We start from the raw sequence: 18,244 nt of genomic DNA on the forward strand, positions 1-18,244 counted from the left end.
ACGAATCCGGACCTGAATCGGCAGGCCCCGCGATTTTCCCGAGGTGGGGTCGGCGGTCCGATCGCAGGCCGCTCAGGGCCTTTCGCGTCCGCCCATCGGCGATCCCGCGCCCGCGGGTGCGGCGGCGCCGCGCACTTACTCCGCCCGCTTCGGCAGCAGCGCGAGCGGGCGGTTCGCTGCCGATGACAACGGCACGTCAGCCGGCACGGGCAGATACCAGCGGGGCGGAGGTATCCGGCGTCGCCGCGGGAATCCGGGCGTTACCCCGGGTACGGCGCCGATCCGAATGTTCCGGGTACAGCGTGCGCGATATCGTTCGGGCGGCGTCGGCGACGAGCGGCGCCACCCGGTCGAGCCGGGCCGAGCGGGTGTCCCCACACAACGAGATTCCGGCGACCGGGCCGTCGTAACCGCGGATCGCCGCCCCGACACAGGAGACGCCGGGCGCGGACTCGCCGTGTTCGAGAGCGAGACCGTTGCGCCGCCGGATCCGGTTGAGTTCCTGGTGCAGTGCGGAGAGATCGGTCACCGTGCGGTCGGTCCAGCCGCGCAGGCGCGGGCCGTACAGGGCGTCGACGGTTTCCGGGGGTAGCCCGGCCAGGATGGCTTTCCCACCGGCGGTCGCGTAGGCGGGTACCCGGCCACCGACCCGCGAGGGGACGCAGGTGGCGAACCGGCCACCGACCTTGTCCAGATACACGCTGTCCCCACCCTCGAGCACCGTCAGGTGCACGACCAGACCGGTCTGCAGATGCAGCTGGTGCAGTAGCGGCGCCGCGGCCGCGCGGATCTCACTGCGGCCGCCGTCGCCACCGGCCAGTCCCAGCGCACGGCGGCCCAGGCGGTAGCCGGACGCGGTGTGCTCGATCCAGTCCAGGCCTACCAGCTGGTGCAGGATCCGGTGCACGGTGGAGCGGGGCAGCCCCGCGGAATCGGCAACGTCCTCCAGGGACAGACGTGCGGCGCGGCCTTCGAATGCATCGAGTATCGCGGTCATCCGCTCGACCATCGATTGCGGCAGCTCCCGCACCTCGGCCCGGGGGGTGGATACCAAGTCCGTGACGGTCATCGATTCCTCCAACAGCACTGTTCAGAGGCCTTTCACAGGCAAAAACTGAAATTCATTCTTGTTTCAGAGTAGCACCTGGACTCCGTCTGTCCGGCAGAACGAGTGAGTCGGCCGCCGCCGCGCCGGGATACCACCCACCGGGACGGCCGGTACGCCCCTCCCCCGCGGGCGCGGTAGAACGGACGCCGACCCCACCGAGCCGGCACACCAGTAGCGGAGAATTCGCCAGGATGCATATCGGAATCTCGTCCCCCATCGTCATCGCCCATCCGTCGATGTGCGCGGACTGGGAACGAGACGCCGGAATCGCCGAACTCGCCCGGATCGCCGAAACCGCGGACCGGCTGGGCTTCCATCACCTGACCTGTAGCGAACACGTCGCCGTCCCGGTCGATATCGCTGCCGAACGAGGCGGCACCTACTGGGATCCGCTGGCCACCTTCGGCTTCCTCGCGGCCCGCACCAGCGGTATCCGGCTGACCACCCAGGTACTGGTGCTCGGCTATCACCATCCACTGGAAATCGCCAAGCGGTACGGCACGCTCGACCTGGTCAGCGGAGGGCGGCTGATCCTGGGTCTCGGCGTCGGCAGCCTCCGTGCGGAGTTCGAGCTGCTCGGCGCCGAATTCGCGGAACGCGGGGCCCGCGCCGACGATGCGCTCGCCGCACTACGCGCCGCCCTGTCCGCAGACCGGCCCGAATACCACGGCCGGTACTACAACTTCGACAATATGCTCGTCCGGCCGAACGCGGTGCAGGCACGGGTCCCGTTGTGGATAGGCGGCCGGACCCGGCGCTCGCTGCGGCGCGCGATCGAATTCGGTGACGGCTGGGTCCCGTTCGGACTCCCGCTCCCCGAGCTGCAGGCCATGCTGAAAACCGTCGAACTCCCCGCCGGATTCGATCTGGTATTCAGCGCCGGCGAGCGCCTCGACCCGATCGGCGCCCCGGACCGCACGGCGCACGCCCTGGACCGGCTCCGGACCGCCGGCACCACCATCGCGAGCGTCGGACTCACCGCCACCGGCGCCACCGGCTACTGCGACCAGCTCGCCGCCCTGCGCACTCTCGCCGACGAGCAGGGCTGCACCTTCGACGACCGGCCTGCACGGCCCCCGCAGAACACACCTGCGTAGTCTCGCTGAGTGGTACAGGTCACCGACCGCCCGGTCGGGCCGTGGCATGTTGCTGTCCGACAGGCACCGTGGAGAGAAGGGCGGCCACTATGGCGACACCGGCAACCGATATGCAGTCCCGGATCGAAGACATCATCCGGCGGTTGACCGGTCCCGGTGGCCGGTTCGAGATCGTGACCGAGGATGTACTCGGTGCCGAGATCCCGGTGATTCGCCATCGCAGCCGGCGGGTGGCTGATCTGCTGACAACCTCACGGTCGTGGGGGGACCGCGACTATCTCGTCACCACCGACCGCCGGATCTCGTTCACCGAGCACCTCGACGCGGTCGCGGCGCTGGCGGTCGCACTGCGCGACCGGTACGGGGTGCGCACAGGCGACCGGGTGGCGATCCTGGCCGCCAACAGCCCCGAATGGGTGATGGCATTCTGGGCCACCCAGAGTCTGGGCGCCGTCACCGTCGGCATGAACAGCTGGTGGGTGTCACGCGAGATCGACTACGGGTTACAGCACTGCCGTCCCTCGGTCCTGATCGTGGACGAGAAACGCGCCCGGCTGCTGGAAGGACTCGACACCTCCGGTGTCAGTGTGCTCACCACGGAAAACGATCTGCCACGCCTGATCACCGAATACGCCCGGGCCGAACTCCCGCAGCCGGAGGTCGACGAGGACGACCCCTCGGTCATTCTCTACACCAGCGGCACCAGCGGACGCCCCAAGGGCGCCCTGCATTCGCAACGTAATCTGCTGGCCGTCGTGGACTACTTCCGCTTCGGCGACGCATTCGCCGCCGAAATGTCGGGCCACGACTACGACGACTCGCAGCCGATCCCGCTTCGATGCCTGCTGACCTCCCCCCTTTTCCATATCGCGAGCTTGCACAATCTGGTCGTGCCCCGGCTGGCCACGGGCAGCGCGGTGGTGCTCAACCAGGGCGGCTTCGATGTCGAAACCGTGCTCCGGCTCATCGAGCGGGAACGGGTCACCAACTGGGGAGCCGTGCCCACCATGGCCGCGCGACTCCTCGAATACGACGGCGCCGAGAACTTCGACCTGTCCTCCCTCACCGCGTTCGCCCTGGCCTCGGCCCCGTCGTCGATCGCGTTCAAGGACCGGCTCCGGGAACGATTCCCGTTCGCCCGCGACGCGCTGGTCGACAGCTACGGGCTGACCGAATGCAGTACCGCGATCGCGGTCGCCACCCCCGCGGATCTGAACCGCTCCCCCGGCACACTCGGTCGCCCGATCCTCACCGTGAACCTCGAGATCCGCGACCCCCACGGCGTGCAGGTGCCGGACGGCACCGAAGGCGAGGTGTGTGTCCGCAGCCCGTTCGTCATGCTCGGGTACTGGAAAGACGAGGCCGCCACCGCGGCCGCGATCACCCCGGACCGCTGGCTGCGCACGGGCGACTACGGCGTCGTCGAGGGCGGCGAACTCCGGTTGACCGGCCGCCGCTCCGATCTCATCCTGCGCGGCGGGGAGAACGTCTACCCGACCGAGATCGAACAATGCCTCGACGAGCACCCCGATATCGCCGAATGCGCCGTCGTGGGTGTACCTCACGCCGACCTGGGGCAGGAAGTGGCGGCGGTGGTGGTGGTCGCGCCGGGCGCCACGGTCACCGCGGAGCAGCTCACCGAATTCGCCCGCGAGCGTCTCTCGTATTTCAAGGTGCCGACCCGCTGGCGGATCACGACGGAATCGTTGCCGCGCAACGCCACCGGCAAACTCGCCCGCCGCGCGATCACCCTCTGAACCAGGCCGGTTCAACCTACTCGGCGCTACCGAACGTCCCGGCTCCACCGTCCCAAGAATTGCATTCTGGCCAACGAGAAGGATATTCTCGCTCGCGGGGGGCGCAAAGGAGCAGACATGACAGAGACCGCAGTGATCACCGGGGCGGCGGGCGGAATCGGCGAGCACACCGCCCGGCGACTGGCGGCCGATGGCGTCCGCTGTGTGCTCGTGGACCGCGACCCACTCGTCCGGCACATAGCCACAAATCTGGGTGGTGAAGCGATCATCGGCGATCTCACCGATCCGGCCACTTCCCGAACCGCCGTCGCCGCCGCCGGCGAACGGGTCGACCTGCTCGTCCTCAATGCCGGAACGAATTCGGCGGACAAGGATCCGGCCGACCTCGATCTCGACCGCTATCACGCGGTCGTCGGCGTCAACCAGCACGCCGTCGTATGGGGGCTGCGCGCCGCCCTGCCGGTGATGCGCCGGCAGGGCGGCGGTTCCATCGTCGTCACCGCCTCGTATGCGGCAATCAAGGGCGTCCCGCAGGACCCGATCTACACCATGACCAAACATGCGGTCATCGGTTTGGTTCGTGCCCTGCACGGTTCCCTGGCACGCGAGGGGATTCGGCTGAGCGCGGTATGCCCCGGACTGGTGGACACTCCGCTGACCGCCGGCGGGCGGGAGCGCTTCCGCGCGGCCGGGATCCCGATGCTGGACGCGGACGAGGTGGCCGCTGCCGTCGAGCAGTTGCTCCGCGACGGGGAACCGGGCACCGAACTGGTCGTCAGCCCCGGTAAACCGGCTGTCCGGTATATTGCGGCACCGCTGCCCTGAGTCGCCGGGTTCGCCGGTCCACGGGGAAATCGGGTCGGCACGAGTCGCCGGTCGGCGCACGGACCTGCACGAGAGGGACTGTCGCCCAGGTGCTTTCGCGTTCCTCTCTGCGCCGGGCGAGACGCCATCCGCGCTCACATGGACTTTGGCCCGAATTGCGTTCTTCGAGGTGGATCGACACACACCTCATTGACCTTGCGCTCGCCGGTGGAGCTGCGGACCGAGAGCGGCGGACCCCCACCTGCGCCAACGGCCGAGGACAGAGACGCACCCTCGGGCCGGGCCGCCCGGGGCCGGACAAGTGGCGCGCACATTGCCGCCACGCAAGCGGCGTGGTTACGATCGGGCCCGATGTCTATCGACTTGATGATCGATTCACTGGACGGCCTGTCCGTGGGGGATGCACTGGGACAACAATTCCCGGTAATGCGCCGTTCACTATCCGATCTCCGGAGCGGGAACCTCCCGACCGGGCCGTGGGGGTGGACCGACGATACCGAGATGGCCTGCAGCGTGGCCGCCGAATTGGGTACCCGCGGTGCCATCGACCCGGATCTGCTGGCCACCGCCTTCGCCCGGCGTTGTGATCCGGCCCGCGACTACGGCTTCCACTCGGTGGGCATCCTGCGCCGGATCCGCGAGGGCGTGCCGTGGCCGGAGGCGTCCGGATCCGTGTACGAGGGGCAGGGATCGTGCGGTAACGGCGCCGCCATGCGGGTGGCGCCGCTGGGCGCGTTCTACGCCGGAGATCCGGACCGCATCGTGGCCGAAGCAACCCGCTCGGCGCGGGTGACCCATATGCATCCGGAGGGAGTGGCCGGTGCGGTCGCGGTGGCGCTGGCGGCGGGTGAGGCCGGCCGGGCCCGGTCCACCGGAGTACGGCCCGCGCCGGGTGAGTTCCTCACCGCTGTCCTGGGCCACCTCGCCGACGGGGAAACGGCCCGGTCGGTCGGCCGGGCGCGCACGCTGCTCGGCGCGTCTGTGGAGCATGCCGCGGCGGAGCTGGGCAACGGTTCCCGGGTCACCGCGCAGAACACGGTGCCTTTCACGATGTGGGCCGCGGCGACCTATCTCGACAACTATCCCGCCGCGATCACGGCCTGTATCGAGGCCGACGGCGATATCGACACCACGAGCGCCATCGTCGGCGGAATCGTCGCCACCTACACCGGCAAGGACTCCCTCGCCGGTCTGCCCGCGACCTGGCTCGCCGCGCGCGAACCTCTGCCTCGCTGGCTGGACCCGGCACACTTCGCCTACGGGCGCCCGAAGTCCCGGTTCGGCTGGTTACACCGCTGGGTGACCGGAACCCGCTAGCGCCGACCGGCAACCGTCCCCGGTCCACCGCCGATCGACCCTCCACCGACGTTCCGGGCGCCGTCCACCGCGACGACCGACGGGACAGCCGATGATGAACAGTTGATCGACACCGTAGGTGTCGTCGCTCGTCCGCGCCCCGAGAGGCCGGCGACGCCGGCGAGTCGCGGTGGGGCGATGCGGGGTCCGGTGATGACAGCGTGCCGGCGGGTGTTCATCAGGCAAGCCCAGTTCCCGGCGATACCGCGCCAGTCAGGAACCGGGTCCGGACACGGTCGGGTAGCAGCCTCTCCAGCCGGTCCGAATACGGCCCGCGGAAGCGGCACCCGTACGTGCGACTGTCGCGAAGATCGGTCTCGGCGAGCCCAGTGCATCGGTTTTCCCTGGTGGCCCACCGCCCCTCGGCTACCCCGGTTGCCGAGCCCTACTCCCCACGCCAGCGAGGCGGTCGCTTCTCCGCGAAGGCCCGGGCGCCTTCCTGCGCATCGGCGGAGGCGAATACCGGACCGGTGATCGCACGTTGCCGCTCGAACATCTCGTCCTGCGTCCACTCCATGCTCTCGCGGATGACCTTTTGGATGCCCGCACGGCGAGCGGCCCGTTGGCCGCGATGGAACGGGCCAGGTCGAGGGCCACGTCCAGCGCCTGTCCCTCGTCGGCGAGACGATTCACCAGCCCCAGGGCGAAGGCGCGTTCGGCGTCGAAAAGATCGCCGGTGAGCGCCAGCTCGAGCGCCACGGCGGGTGGGATCCGGCGGGGCAGCCGCATCAGCCCGCCCGCCGCGGCCGCCAGCCCGCGTTTGACCTCGGGGATACCGAATTTCGCGGTCCGCGAGGCCACCACCAGGTCCGCGGCCAGTACGGCTTCGCACCCGCCCGCCAGCGCGTATCCCTCGACCGCGGCGATCAGCGGTTTCTCCGGCGGAGCCTCCACCAGGCCGAGGAACCCACGCCCCGGGATCACCGGCGATTCGCCACGCAGGAACGCCTTCAGGTCCATCCCCGCGCAGAATGTCGCGCCGGCTCCGGTGAGCACGCCGACCGACAGGTCCGGGCTGGAATCGAGTTCGGTCATCGCCGCGGCGACCGCCTCGGATACCGCGAGGTTCACCGCATTACGCGCCGCTGGGCGGTTGAGTGTGATGACGAGAACGCCGTCCTGCGCGTCGACCAGTACTTCCTCGCTCATTGCGGCTCCCTGCCGGATCGATTCATGGTCGCCGGGCCGCGCCCGCTGCCGGCCGTCTTGTCTGCTCGCACGTCCATACCCGTCCTGGTCGATCGGGTAGTTCCTGTTCGGGTCATCGTGCGGTGAGCCCGCCGTCGGCGGTGACGACCGAACCGGTGAGATAGGACGACTCCGCGGAAAGCAGGAAGGCGATCACGGCCGCCATCTCGTCCGGTTCGGCGCGGCGGCCCAGCGGGGTGGCCGCGACCGCGTTGCTCGTCACGCCCTCCACCTCGCGGGCACGGCGGGCGAGCGGCGTGTCCACCACCCCCGGGCACAGGCAGTTCGCCCGGATACCGCGGTCGGCGTAGCCGACCGCGATCGACCGGGTCAGCCCGAGTACACCGCTCTTCGACGCGTCGTAGCTACAGGTGTTGGTATTCGCGGAGACCAGTGACGCCACCGATCCGATGGTGACCACGCTCGCCGCCCCCGCCTCCAGCAGGTGGGGTACGGCGGCGCGGATCGTGAGGAAGGTTCCGGTGAGGTTGACCGCGATCACCGAATGCCAGTCCTCGAAGGACATTTCGTGCGGCAGGCCGGAGCGGGCGATCCCGGCGCAGGTCAGCACGCCGTCCAGACCGCCCAGTTCCTCCGCCGCCGCGGCCACCGCGGTGGTGACGGACTCTTCCCGCGTGACATCGCATTCGACCGCCGCCGCGATCCCCAGCTCCGGAACCAGCCGCTGCGCCGCGTCGTAATCCGTGTCGAGGATCGCCACGGCCGCGCCTTCGGCGGCCACTCGCCGCGCTGCCGCCGCGCCGATCCCGCCTGCTCCCCCGGTGATGAGGATCCGCCGGCCGGTCGATCGTTTTCCGTATTCCATGGTCATCTCCGTTCAGCCGATCCGCCGGCCGGCATCGACCGGAAGGGATACGCCGGTCACGAACCGCGCTTCGTCGGACGCCAGGTAGAGCACCGCATTGCTGATGTCCTCGGCTTCGACCCATCCCTGCCCGAGCACATCGGACCCGCGGGCCCGTTCGCGCAGATCGTCCGGCGTCGGATTGTCCAGATCCGGGCAGAACACGCGCAAGGTGGACTTGCTGAACAGCATGTCGGTCGCGACATTGCCCGGGTGGACCGCGTTGACGCGGATACCGTGGCGGCCCAGTTCGGCCGACAACGTCTGCATCAGGCCGACGACACCGCTCTTCGATGCGTTGTAGTGCGCCACGTTCGCCGCGCCGACCAGGGTGACCACCGAACTGGTCAGAATTACCGAACCGCCGCGACCGGCCTCGACCATATGCGGCACAGTGGCTTTCACAGTGCGCCAGACACCGGTCATATTGATGTCGACCATATCCTGCCACTCGGTGTCGGTGAGGTCGAAGGTCGGACGGCACCCGACCACACCGGCGTTGGCGCTCACGATATCGATACCGCCGAGGCGCTCGGCCGCCTCGGCGGCCACCTCATCGAGACCGGCCTGATCCCGCACATCGACCTGGCGGGCCAGCACCCGGCGGCCGAGATCGCGCACCAGTTTTTCGGTGTCGCGCAGATCTTCGATCGTGGCCATCGGGTACTCGAGCGACGGCACATCCGCGCAGGAGTCCACAACGACGATATCGGCGCCTTCCTGCGCCAGCCGCACCGCGTGTGAACGTCCCTGTCCGCGCGCCGCACCCGTGATGAATGCGACCTTGCCGGATACTCGCCCCATTCCGAGAACCTCCCTCGTTGTCAGTCCAAACCCAGCAGTCGCGCCGGGACCGCGCCGGCCATCAGCCGGAGTTCGTTTTCGGCGACGCCTTCGTCCCACAGCGCGTTGACGTATCCGCGCAGGCCGGCCGCCGGGTGCGGCAGGGTGTCGGTCCAGCCGTAATCGGTGGACACGATCGCGCGTTGGGGTCCGATCCGGCCGATGGCGGTGATCACCTGGTCGAACGTCGACGGTTTCCCCATACAGGTATGGGCCGCGAATTCGATTACGGCGCCGAGGCCGGCCAGCTCGACGACCTGGTCCACCGAGAGTCCGGGCCCGGCACTGGCGTGCATGGCGTGCGTGACGACCAGATTCCCGCGACCGGCGAATGCGCGTACCACCGCATAATGCTCGTCGACGGTGATATGCCCGGTCGCCAGTACCGCACCGCTCGCCGCGACGAGATCCATGATCTCGCATACCTCCGGCACGAGTTCACCGTCCGGGCCGAGGACCGGAATCCCTTCCCGCACCCCGAACGCCGCCTCCACAGCTTGCGCGGTGTTCGATATCGAGGACAGTGTCGGCAACCACACCACCTGCGCGCCGGCCCGCAGCGCGGTTTCGACGGCCTGGGGATTGAGCCCGCCGACCGGGTGATCGCAGCACATCCCCGCGATCGACAAAACGTCCGGCACCGCCTTGTTGGCCAGATCGGCGACCGCGGTGGACGGGAACTCGTGCGCCTTCAGCACGATCGCCCGCATCCCACCGGCCGCGGCCTCCCCGGCGGCCTCGATCGGGTCGACTGCGTGCGGATGTTTCGCGAGCTTTTCGACCAGTGGCTCCGGGCCGAAATGACAGTGCATATCGATGGCCCCGTCGAGCAGGACGGGCACGGCTCCGGAGTTGCGTGTCATTCGGCGGTAACACCTCCGTCGGCGAGGATCGCCTGCCCGGTCACGTACGAGGCATCCGGCGAGGCGAGGAATGCGACCACCGCGGCGATCTCGTCGGGTTCGCCGTATCGGCCGAGGGGCACGTTCAGCGGTTTCGACGGATTGCGCACCGTGGCGGTGGTCGGCACGATCGCCGCGGTATTGGCGCCGAGGTTCGTTTTCACCGCGCCCGGGCACACACTGTTGGCCCGGATACCGTGCGGGGCGTACTCGATCGCGAGGGTCTGGGTGAGCATCTTGATCCCGCCCTTCGACGCCCGGTACGGCGCCAGACCGCCTTGCGTGGCGATGAACGACGAAGTCGAACCGCATGTCACGATCGATCCGCCGCCGCGCCGCAGCATCGACGGCAGTGCCGCTTGGATGGTGAAGAATGTGCCGCTCAGGTTGATATCGAGCACTCCGCGCCAGTCGTCTTCGGAGAGTTCGTGACTGTCGATCCGCGCGCCGGACACCCCGGCGCCGGTGAACACGACACCGATTTCCCCGAAGTGCTCGACGATTTCGGCCGTCACCGCAAACACGCGCTCCCGGTCCCGCACATCGGCGCCGAACGCGGCGGCCCGCCCGCCGGCCTCCAGGATCGCCGCGGCGGTATTCTCCGCGGCCGTCTGGTGCAGATCGACAACGGCCACCGCCGCACCTTCGGCCGCCAGCCTCCGGGCGGAGGCCGCCCCGATTCCGGAACCTCCGCCGGTCACCACTGCCGTGTGGTCTTCGAACCTGTGCACCTGCGGCCTCCTGCGGTCGATCACCCTTGTAATTACCCGAATCATGCATATCATTACGAGCAAATGTCAACCCGTGACGCACGCCATAGCCACCGCATATTCCGCATGCCCGATCACCCAGGACGGCCGCGAAGCCGCCCGCGACCTCGACCTCTACGGACCGCCGATCCACAAGGGCCATCTGGTGTGTATCGGCCGACCACGACCCACGAACCTTCGAGGACCCGGACGTTTTCGCTCCGGAGCGCCCCCCACCTGCCCACCATCTCGGGTACGGTGCCGGCCACCACCGCCGCCTCGGCATACATCCGGCCCATGCGGAACCGATGGTCGCGCTCACCGGATGGCATCGCCGGATTCCGCACCACCGGCTCGCCGAGGGCGTGGACCTGCGCGAACGCGGCAGCCGGCCGCGGCCGCAACAGGTTCCGCCGGTCCGGGCCGCGCGCCACCCCGCCTCCAGCGGCAGCCCGCCCACCAGCGGCCGGACACCAATTCCGCATCCGGGCCCAGCTTCTCGCAGAGCGCTACGTATTCATCGGGCGTGACCACGCGAACATTCGGGTCCGCCGGCAGGTCGGCCGATCCCGTGGCGGAACGGTAGCCAGTGGTGCCCACGCCGCGCTCCCGCGCCCAGTTCGCATTGGCGTTCGTCGTGGACCGCACATGGAGTGCGTCGATCGTAGAGCCGGTCCCTTTCGGCACCGGCCGGGCGGTACCCGTCCCCGATCCGGGCCGCACGCAGCGCCGAGGCCCCGGCCGAACCACCGAAATAGAGTTCCGGTCCTCCGAGGCGGGCAGGCCGGGGCCGGACCAGCACGCGTTCGCCCCGGAATTCGAATTCCTCACCGGTCCAGGCCTGGCGCAGCACCTCGACCGTTTCCTCGAGTCGCTGCACGCGCCGACGGCGGGCGGCACCGAACATCCGATATACGCCGTCGCGGTAGCCGGGTCCGAGCATGCCCTCGGGCCGCCCCCGGCCAGGTCCAGCCCGGCGAGGCTCTCGGCCAGTTCACCGCCACTCATGACCGCCACCTCGTGCCCATCCGGTCGCCACCGACTCACCAGAGCCCCGAACACCCTAATCTCTGCACATGAATAGCATTGAATGTAGGGTGTGGGAACAGTACGCACAACAGCCACATCAGGGGAGAACAGATGACCGCTACCGAACGACCGAAGAAGACGGCGCTGCTCGTGGCACAGCGCATCGTCGACGACATCAATCGCCGGGGTAATCAGGTCGGGGACCGTCTCCCCCCGGAGAAGGCCATGCTGGAGGCCTACGATGTCGGCCGCGGAACACTGCGCGAATCACTGCGGTTCCTCGAACTCCAGGGCGTCATCACGCTCAAGCCCGGCCCCAGTGGCGGCCCGATTCTGCAGCAGCCCGACAGCTCGGCCCTCGCCACCTCGCTGAGCTTGCTACTGCAGTTCCAACAGGCCCCGTTCCAAACGGTGATCGAAACCCGTGCCGCACTCGAACCCCATATGGCCCGGCTCGCCGCCGAGCGGATGGACGAGACGGATATCGCGACGCTGTTCGAGATCGTCGAGCTCGAACAGGAGAACCTGAACGACCACACGGGATTCCTCAGCCAGACCCGGCGCTTCCACACCACCGTCGCCCAGGGGTCCGGGAACCTCGTCTTCGCTTCGCTGTTCGTCGCGCTGTTCGACATTCTCGACGGCGCCGCGGTCGGCGTCGAATATCCGGCCCGGCAGCGGGAGCTGACCGTCGAGATCCATACCTGCATCGCCACTGCGATCTCCGAACGCGATCCCGGCCGCGCAGAGGAACTGATGACCACACATATGCAGGCGCTGGCCGGCTACACCAAGAAGAACTACGCCGAGGCGCTGGCGGCGACCGTGACCTGGAAGATGTGAGATGACAACAGCAAGCACCCGCCCGGTGCCCTTCCCCGACGATGTGACCGAGGGTTTCTGGGACAGCCTCCGCACACAGACGCTCAGCATTCAGCGGTGCGCCCGGTGTTCGCGGTTCAACCACGCCCCGAGCCTGACGTGTCGCGCCTGCGGTAGCGAGGACCTCCGCTACGAGCCGGTCTCCGGCCGCGGAACAGTGCACAGCTACACCGTTCTGGAAGATCCACCCGGCCCCGGTTTCGCGGCGCTCGTGCCGCTGGTGGTCGTCGTCGTGGAACTGGTGGAACAGCCCGGGCTGCTCATGGTCGCCAACCTGCTCGGCCCCGGCCCGGCCGAGGTGCAAATCGGCGCCGAGGTCGAAGTGAGTTTCGAGAAAATCTCCGAGGACTGCGTCCTACCGCAGTTCCGGCCGGCGGGAGCGTAAGAGATATGTGGGAACTGCGGGACAAGATCGCCGTCGCCGGCGTCGGATACAGCGAGCTCGGGCGGCGTGTGCCGCGCACTCTGGCGGCGCTCACGGTGGAAGCGTGCGATCGCGCGCTGGCCGATGCCGGCCTGGAACGCTCGGATGTGGACGGTGTCGCGACCTCGCCGTCCATGCCACGCTACGGCGGAACGAAGGGTACCGGCGAGGGGATCGACGTCGTCACGCCGTATCACCTGCCACAACTACTGGGGATCACACCCCAGATCACCTGGACCGGATCCACCGACGGCATGGTCACGCAGAGTGTGATGGATGCGGCGATGGCAATCCACTCCGGGGTGTGCACACATGCGCTGGTCTACCGGTCGCTGCACGTGCCCAAGGGGAAGTACGTCAACTACGACAGCACGATCGCCGCCGGGCCCGATCAGTTCCAGGCGCCGTTCGGCTTCAGCAACCCACCGGCCTGGGCGGCGACCGTACTGCGCCGGTACCTCGACCTGAACGGATTCACCCGGGCGGATCTGGCGCCGTTCCTGGTCGCCAACCGGGACAACGCGCAGAAGAACCCCCATGCGTACTGGCGGGGTGCCACTCTGTCGGCCGAAGAGTATCTGAACGCCCGGATGATCGCCGACCCGATGTCCATCCTGGACTGCGATATCCCCGTCGACGGCGCGGTCGCCCTCCTGCTCACCTCGACAGAACGCGCGCGGGACCTGCGACAGCCACCCGCCCTGCTCACGGGGTTCGCCGCCGGTACCCACACCGCGCCGACGGGCGCGGTGATGACTCTCGAGGATCTCGTCGAAGGCGCCGGGCAGATCGCCCGGACACTGTGGCACACCAGCGGGCTCGGACCGTCGGATATCGACAATGCCCAGTTGTACGACGGTTTCAGCGTTTTCGTCTATACCTGGCTCGAGGGTATGGGTTTCGCCGGCCGCGGCGAGGCCGTGCCGTTCGCGCGGGACGGGCATACGGCCCGCACCGGCATACTGCCGGTCAACACCGGCGGCGGCGCGCTCGGCGAGGGCCGGCTGCACGGGATGACACACCTCGCCGAAGCGGTACTGCAGGTGACCGGGCGGGGCGGGGAACGTCAAGTGCCCGAGGCATCGCGGGCACTGGTCACCGTCTCCAACGGACTGGCCAAATCGGCCGCGTTCGTTTTCAGCCGGGACCGCTGAAACTCCGGGCTCAGGGGCCCGGCGTACGTCCCCTTTACGAAGCTCGCCGGGGCCCGGGGCCTAGGTGTACCCGGCGTGCGCGAACAGCTCCGTACCGGTGATGAATTCGCCACGACACGCGGTGTCAACTCCCCCGCGGCGACCAGGCCGTATCCGGTGATATCACCGGGTTCACCGGGGAGAACCTCGACCTGATCGTCGATACCGCTCAGATCCAGCCCTTCTCACGGGCCTTCAACGCCGCTTCGTAGCGATTGGACACCCCGAGTTTGGCCATCGCCGCGGACAGGTAGTTGCGGGTGGTCCCCGGCGACAAAAGCGCGCGGCGGGCGATTTCTTCGACGGAGGCGCCGTCGGCGGCGTACTCGAGAACATCCGCCTCACGCGCGGTGAGAACCGTATCTCCGGCACTGATGGCCTCCGCGGCCAATTCCGGGTCCACGTATCGGCCGCCGCCGTGGACGGTACGGATAACCTCCGCGAGGGTGCCCGCCGAGGTCGTCTTGGGCAGGAAACCACGCACACCACCGGCCAGCGCCCGTTTGAGATACCCGGGCCGGCCGTGACTGGTAACGATCACCGTGCCCGCCCCCGGAGTGAGGCGCTGCAGTTCCCCGGCGGTCGCGATCCCGTCCAAACCGGGCATCTGCAGATCGATGACCGCCACTCCGACCGGCTCCCCGTTCTCGTGGCGCCGCCGCCACGCGGCGACGAGCTCTGCACCGGAACCGACGTGCCCGACGACCTCGAGGTCGGTTTCCAGGTCGAGCATCGTCGCCAGCGCCGCACGGATCAGCGTTTCATCGTCGGCCAGAAAAACAGGGATCACTTTTTCTCCCAGTGGATTTCGAGAACGAACTCGTCGGATACCGAACCGGCCTCCAGAGTTGCGCCGACCTGGGCGAGCCGTTCGGACAGGCCACGCAATCCCGACCGTGCGCCCAGCGTGGGATGAGGCCGGTTGTTACGCAGCGATATTCCCGCCGTACCGAGAGTCAGCGTCGCCGAGGTGGCAGCGGAATGCTCGACGATATTCGTCGTGCCCTCACGCACCACCCACGCGGCGACCTCGTGGTATCGCGCGGGAACGGCCGCGGGATCGCCTTCGACGACGAGTGCACATTCCACCGCGGACAGCAGCGATCGTGCACCTGCCACCTCCTCGCGCAGGTCGATATCCCGGTAACCGCGCACCAGCGCCCGCATCTGCCCCATCGACTCGACGGCCAGGGACCGCACACTGTCCATTTCGCCGGCCGCCCGGCCGGTTTCACCGGCCTTCGAAAGCGCCGCCGCCAATTCGCTTTTCACGGCGATCGCGGAAAACCCGCGGCCGACGACATCGTGCAGATCACGGGCGAACCGCAATCGCTCCTGCGCCAACTGCAGTTCGGCCTCGATATCCTTCGTCCGCTCCAGCTCGTCGACCATCCGGATCCCCCAGATGCTGATCAGCATCGTGCCGAGGACGAAAGCACCACCGAAAAAGGTCACCGCAATGATCGGGGCAGCGGAGGCGAGGTCGGGGCGCATACTCACACCGGTGGCGAAGGCCAGCGCCGCCAGAATCAACCATCTGTACCGGAGGTACGGGATCACGGCGAAGGCTGCCAGGAACACGGTGACGAGGCCTACCGCCCGAGTGCCCGCGAGGGGTGCCGCCTCGGCCGCGTCCGGCGCAGGCACCAGGGCATAGATCGCCCACACCGCTGCCAGCACCACTGTCGCTGTTCGGAACATCCACTGTCGTGTGGCGGCCGTTGCCCACGTGGCGAATTCGGGGCGTGCCTCGATCGCCGCAGCCGCCGCGATACCGGCGACCGCGATACCGGCCGCCGGCAACGGTTGCGGCGCGACGACGACCATCACCACGACGATCCCCAGGATCGACCCCTGGAGCGACAGCCGCATGTACAGCCTGAACTTGGCCGGACCGGGCAGCGCGCGCCACCATGCGGCCACCCGCTTCACCCGCGGTCGTCCCAGCGAAAACTCCGGCGAGTAAGCACGAGCGCCAGGACCATCCATATCGCCAGTGTCGCAAACGGCCGGCCGAGTGCGGTGAAGGTACCCGCGAAGTCGAGTGCCGGATCGTCGGTGGAACCGAGGGCGGTCCGGCCTGCGGAACCGAGGAACACCAGATCGGATACGGCGGCGAACGGAGTCCACTCGGCCAGATCGGCAAGCCGATCCGGCAATATCCCGCGGATCGAGCCGAGGCCGAGCATCGCGACCGTCATCACCGGCAACGACGTGATCTGGGCCGCCTCGGCGTTCTTGGTCACGGCACTGGTGGCCAGTGCGAGCAGCGTGAACAGGACGATCCCGCCCACCAGCGCGAGGACGATCGCGAACGGATTCACCGGCGCGGGCGCACCGGTACCGTAGATCACCGCGGCGACGCCGACCGTGCAGAACAGTGTCACCGCGGCACCGGGCACGCCCGGCGCCGTCTGGATCTGCCAGTCGGCGGCCTCACCTGTCCGTAGCCGTTTCAGTACCCCCTCGCCGCGGCGGGTCGTCACCATGGACAGCACCGAGTAGTACTGCATGAACAGCAGTGCCACCAGGGCGAACATCTCGAACGCTGTCGCGGCCATCGCTGCGGTGGGTTCTGCATCCCGGCGCGAGAAGAAGTACAACGCCAGCGGCAGCCCGATCGGGAAAACGGTCGCCGTGTAGACCAGTGTCTTGTTCCGTCGGAACTGCAGGTATTCGGCCTTCGCGAGCGCCTGCAGCGGGCGGCGGCGAAAACCGGCGGGCGGAGTCGTGGTGGCGGTCATCGGGAAGCTCCGATCAGTTGCGGCTCGTCCGCCGATCCACCGGCAGCGGCGATATCGAGGAATACCGATTCGAGTGAGGCGGCGCGCGCGTCCAGACCGGCCAGGCGGATACCGTGCGCACGAGCCCAGCCGAGCAGTTCGAGCAGATGCCCCTGGAGATCGTGGGTGCTGACGGTAACCCGTTCTCCCGCATCGACAACGGCGGTGGGCAGTGGAGGTAGCGGTAGCCCGGGGTGGTCGAAGACGATCCGGGCGGGATGGCCGTCGACGATATCGCGCAGGGTGCCGCGGCGCGCGATCGTGCCGCGGTGCATGATCGCGATGCGGTCGGCCAGCGCCTCGGCCTCGTCCAGGTAGTGCGTCGTGAGCACCATCGTCACGCCGGCCGCTTTCAGGTCCGCGAGCAATTGCCAGGTGGCGCGGCGGCTCTCGGGGTCGAGACCGGTGGTCGGTTCGTCGAGGAACAGCAGACGCGGCTGCCCCAGCAGTGCACAGGCCATATCGACGCGACGGCGCTCACCGCCGGAGAGCGAGCCGACCCGCACATCGACACGGCCGGTGAGCCCCACTTGCGCGAGCACCATATCGGCCGTAGTGGGGGCGGTGCACGTCCCACGCCACATCTCGAGTGTTTCGCCGACGGTCAGCTCGGCCGGTAGCCCGCCGGATTGCAGCATGATCCCCACCTGTGCGCGGACCTGCGCGCGATCGCGCCGGGGATCCAGCCCGAACACCCGCACCTCCCCGGCAGACGGTGCGGTGAGCCCCTCGAGAATGTCCAGGGTCGAGGTCTTTCCGGCGCCGTTGGTGCCCAGCAGCGCGAAAACCTCCCCCTCGGCGACGTCGATATCCACGCCCCGGACCGCCTCGAACGCGTCCTTTCCCCGACCGTAGGTCCGGCGCAGAGCACGCGCGCTGATGACCTCGTTCGCCGCTGCCGGTGCGGTAGGCCGGGAGCCCGCAGCGGCTCCATACGACCGCTCGGCACCCGGATCCGGCGATCGGTTTTCCGTTCTGTTCATACCTACACCCTCACCGAGACGACCGGTCACCAGTAGTACGGCCAGTCATCGATCCGCGATGAATAGTTCATGGGCAAGTACTGACAAATGTCATGATCAGCCCCCGGGGGGGCCGGCAATGTGGTGGCGACCGGCCGGGGAGCCGCGCTCGCGGTGACTGCGGTCGCGGGCGCTGTCGGCGGCTCGGGCGCGCCGGATCCGTGCCGAGTCCGCGTGTGCACCCGAGTCCGCTGTGTCGACCGCTCGCCACGAGTGTGTGA

At 68.5% G+C, this 18,244-nt stretch carries 16 protein-coding genes and 2 pseudogenes; 7 read left to right on the top strand and 11 right to left on the bottom strand.

Annotation, left to right across the window (positions count from 1 at the left end; translation table 11 throughout):
- Positions 1 to 196: 196 nt before the first annotated feature.
- Positions 197 to 1,069, bottom strand: a complete 873-nt coding sequence (locus NFL01S_RS02100; protein ID WP_062971326.1) for an IclR family transcriptional regulator — start codon at positions 1,067 to 1,069, stop codon at positions 197 to 199.
- Positions 1,070 to 1,299: 230 nt separating this feature from the next.
- Between NFL01S_RS02100 and NFL01S_RS02105 the strand changes: the two genes are divergently transcribed.
- From NFL01S_RS02105 to NFL01S_RS02120, 4 genes are all read left to right on the top strand, one after another.
- A complete protein-coding gene (locus NFL01S_RS02105) occupies positions 1,300 to 2,205 on the top strand; it encodes a TIGR03619 family F420-dependent LLM class oxidoreductase (protein WP_062970830.1) in 906 nt (301 codons plus the stop codon).
- Between the two features lie 89 nt (positions 2,206 to 2,294).
- Positions 2,295 to 3,962 (top strand): steroid-24-oyl-CoA synthetase, encoded by a 1,668-nt coding sequence (casG, locus tag NFL01S_RS02110; RefSeq protein WP_062970832.1) that lies wholly within the window; start codon positions 2,295 to 2,297, stop codon positions 3,960 to 3,962.
- Between the two features lie 117 nt (positions 3,963 to 4,079).
- Positions 4,080 to 4,787, top strand: a complete 708-nt coding sequence (locus NFL01S_RS02115; protein WP_062970834.1) for an SDR family oxidoreductase — start codon at positions 4,080 to 4,082, stop codon at positions 4,785 to 4,787.
- 351 nt (positions 4,788 to 5,138) lie between these two features.
- Positions 5,139 to 6,104 carry an ADP-ribosylglycohydrolase family protein gene (locus NFL01S_RS02120; RefSeq protein ID WP_063915796.1) on the top strand — a complete coding sequence of 322 codons (966 nt, stop codon included), beginning with the start codon at positions 5,139 to 5,141 and terminating at the stop codon, positions 6,102 to 6,104.
- A 424-nt stretch (positions 6,105 to 6,528) separates the two neighbouring features.
- Here NFL01S_RS02120 and NFL01S_RS02125 read toward each other — a convergent pair.
- The 6 genes and pseudogenes from NFL01S_RS02125 to NFL01S_RS02150 form a co-directional block, all read right to left on the bottom strand.
- A pseudogene (locus NFL01S_RS02125) lies at positions 6,529 to 7,292 on the bottom strand (crotonase/enoyl-CoA hydratase family protein).
- A 112-nt stretch (positions 7,293 to 7,404) separates the two neighbouring features.
- Positions 7,405 to 8,157, bottom strand: coding sequence for an SDR family NAD(P)-dependent oxidoreductase (locus NFL01S_RS02130; RefSeq protein WP_062971328.1), 753 nt, complete (start codon positions 8,155 to 8,157; stop codon positions 7,405 to 7,407).
- Positions 8,158 to 8,169: 12 nt separating this feature from the next.
- Positions 8,170 to 9,000, bottom strand: a complete 831-nt coding sequence (locus tag NFL01S_RS02135; RefSeq protein ID WP_062970836.1) for a mycofactocin-coupled SDR family oxidoreductase — start codon at positions 8,998 to 9,000, stop codon at positions 8,170 to 8,172.
- Between the two features lie 20 nt (positions 9,001 to 9,020).
- Positions 9,021 to 9,902, bottom strand: a complete 882-nt coding sequence (locus NFL01S_RS02140) for a DUF6282 family protein (protein ID WP_062970838.1) — start codon at positions 9,900 to 9,902, stop codon at positions 9,021 to 9,023.
- Positions 9,899 to 10,672 (bottom strand): SDR family NAD(P)-dependent oxidoreductase, encoded by a 774-nt coding sequence (locus NFL01S_RS02145; RefSeq protein WP_062970840.1) that lies wholly within the window; start codon positions 10,670 to 10,672, stop codon positions 9,899 to 9,901. The genes NFL01S_RS02140 and NFL01S_RS02145 overlap by 4 nt, the downstream gene beginning before the upstream one ends.
- A 535-nt stretch (positions 10,673 to 11,207) precedes the next feature.
- Positions 11,208 to 11,636: pseudogene (locus NFL01S_RS02150) on the bottom strand (LLM class flavin-dependent oxidoreductase); the annotation flags it as partial.
- A gap of 194 nt (positions 11,637 to 11,830) precedes the next feature.
- Between NFL01S_RS02150 and NFL01S_RS02155 the strand changes: the two are divergent.
- Genes NFL01S_RS02155 through NFL01S_RS02165 form a run of 3 tightly spaced genes read left to right on the top strand, consistent with a single transcriptional unit; the run spans position 11,831 to position 14,179 of the window.
- Positions 11,831 to 12,562 (top strand): FadR/GntR family transcriptional regulator, encoded by a 732-nt coding sequence (locus NFL01S_RS02155; RefSeq protein WP_062970844.1) that lies wholly within the window; start codon positions 11,831 to 11,833, stop codon positions 12,560 to 12,562.
- Position 12,563: 1 nt separating this feature from the next.
- Positions 12,564 to 12,986 (top strand): Zn-ribbon domain-containing OB-fold protein, encoded by a 423-nt coding sequence (locus NFL01S_RS02160; protein WP_062970846.1) that lies wholly within the window; start codon positions 12,564 to 12,566, stop codon positions 12,984 to 12,986.
- Between the two features lie 5 nt (positions 12,987 to 12,991).
- The gene (locus NFL01S_RS02165; protein ID WP_062970848.1) at positions 12,992 to 14,179 is read left to right on the top strand and encodes a thiolase C-terminal domain-containing protein; all 1,188 of its coding nucleotides are present in this window, start codon (positions 12,992 to 12,994) and stop codon (positions 14,177 to 14,179) included.
- Positions 14,180 to 14,387: 208 nt separating this feature from the next.
- On the opposite strand, the gene NFL01S_RS02170 is transcribed toward NFL01S_RS02165, so the two are convergent.
- The 4 genes from NFL01S_RS02170 to NFL01S_RS02185 are packed head-to-tail and all read right to left on the bottom strand — an operon-like array spanning position 14,388 to position 17,984.
- Positions 14,388 to 15,008, bottom strand: coding sequence for a response regulator transcription factor (locus NFL01S_RS02170; protein ID WP_062970850.1), 621 nt, complete (start codon positions 15,006 to 15,008; stop codon positions 14,388 to 14,390).
- Entirely contained in the window at positions 15,005 to 16,141 is a 1,137-nt protein-coding gene (locus tag NFL01S_RS02175; RefSeq protein ID WP_062971332.1) for a sensor histidine kinase, read from the bottom strand. Before NFL01S_RS02175 ends, NFL01S_RS02170 begins: the two co-directional genes overlap by 4 nt.
- A gap of 5 nt (positions 16,142 to 16,146) precedes the next feature.
- Positions 16,147 to 16,962, bottom strand: a complete 816-nt coding sequence (locus NFL01S_RS02180) for an ABC transporter permease (RefSeq protein WP_062970852.1) — start codon at positions 16,960 to 16,962, stop codon at positions 16,147 to 16,149.
- Positions 16,959 to 17,984, bottom strand: a complete 1,026-nt coding sequence (locus NFL01S_RS02185; RefSeq protein WP_084492364.1) for an ABC transporter ATP-binding protein — start codon at positions 17,982 to 17,984, stop codon at positions 16,959 to 16,961. Before NFL01S_RS02185 ends, NFL01S_RS02180 begins: the two co-directional genes overlap by 4 nt.
- Between the last annotated feature and the right edge of the window lie 260 nt (positions 17,985 to 18,244).

Source organism: Nocardia flavorosea NBRC 108225, assembly GCF_001613385.1.
GTDB lineage: Bacteria > Actinomycetota > Actinomycetes > Mycobacteriales > Mycobacteriaceae > Nocardia > Nocardia flavorosea.

Bases quoted from the DNA above. Each gene is read 5' to 3' on its own strand.
- NFL01S_RS02100 (WP_062971326.1), bottom strand. From the start codon at position 1,069: ATGACCGTCACGGACTTGGTATCCACCCCCCGGGCCGAGGTGCGGGAG.
- NFL01S_RS02105 (WP_062970830.1), top strand. From the start codon at position 1,300: ATGCATATCGGAATCTCGTCCCCCATCGTCATCGCCCATCCGTCGATG.
- casG (WP_062970832.1), top strand. From the start codon at position 2,295: ATGGCGACACCGGCAACCGATATGCAGTCCCGGATCGAAGACATCATC.
- NFL01S_RS02115 (WP_062970834.1), top strand. From the start codon at position 4,080: ATGACAGAGACCGCAGTGATCACCGGGGCGGCGGGCGGAATCGGCGAG.
- NFL01S_RS02120 (WP_063915796.1), top strand. From the start codon at position 5,139: ATGTCTATCGACTTGATGATCGATTCACTGGACGGCCTGTCCGTGGGG.
- NFL01S_RS02130 (WP_062971328.1), bottom strand. From the start codon at position 8,157: ATGGAATACGGAAAACGATCGACCGGCCGGCGGATCCTCATCACCGGG.
- NFL01S_RS02135 (WP_062970836.1), bottom strand. From the start codon at position 9,000: ATGGGGCGAGTATCCGGCAAGGTCGCATTCATCACGGGTGCGGCGCGC.
- NFL01S_RS02140 (WP_062970838.1), bottom strand. From the start codon at position 9,902: ATGACACGCAACTCCGGAGCCGTGCCCGTCCTGCTCGACGGGGCCATC.
- NFL01S_RS02155 (WP_062970844.1), top strand. From the start codon at position 11,831: ATGACCGCTACCGAACGACCGAAGAAGACGGCGCTGCTCGTGGCACAG.
- NFL01S_RS02160 (WP_062970846.1), top strand. From the start codon at position 12,564: ATGACAACAGCAAGCACCCGCCCGGTGCCCTTCCCCGACGATGTGACC.
- NFL01S_RS02165 (WP_062970848.1), top strand. From the start codon at position 12,992: ATGTGGGAACTGCGGGACAAGATCGCCGTCGCCGGCGTCGGATACAGC.
- NFL01S_RS02180 (WP_062970852.1), bottom strand. From the start codon at position 16,962: ATGACCGCCACCACGACTCCGCCCGCCGGTTTTCGCCGCCGCCCGCTG.
- NFL01S_RS02185 (WP_084492364.1), bottom strand. From the start codon at position 17,984: ATGAACAGAACGGAAAACCGATCGCCGGATCCGGGTGCCGAGCGGTCG.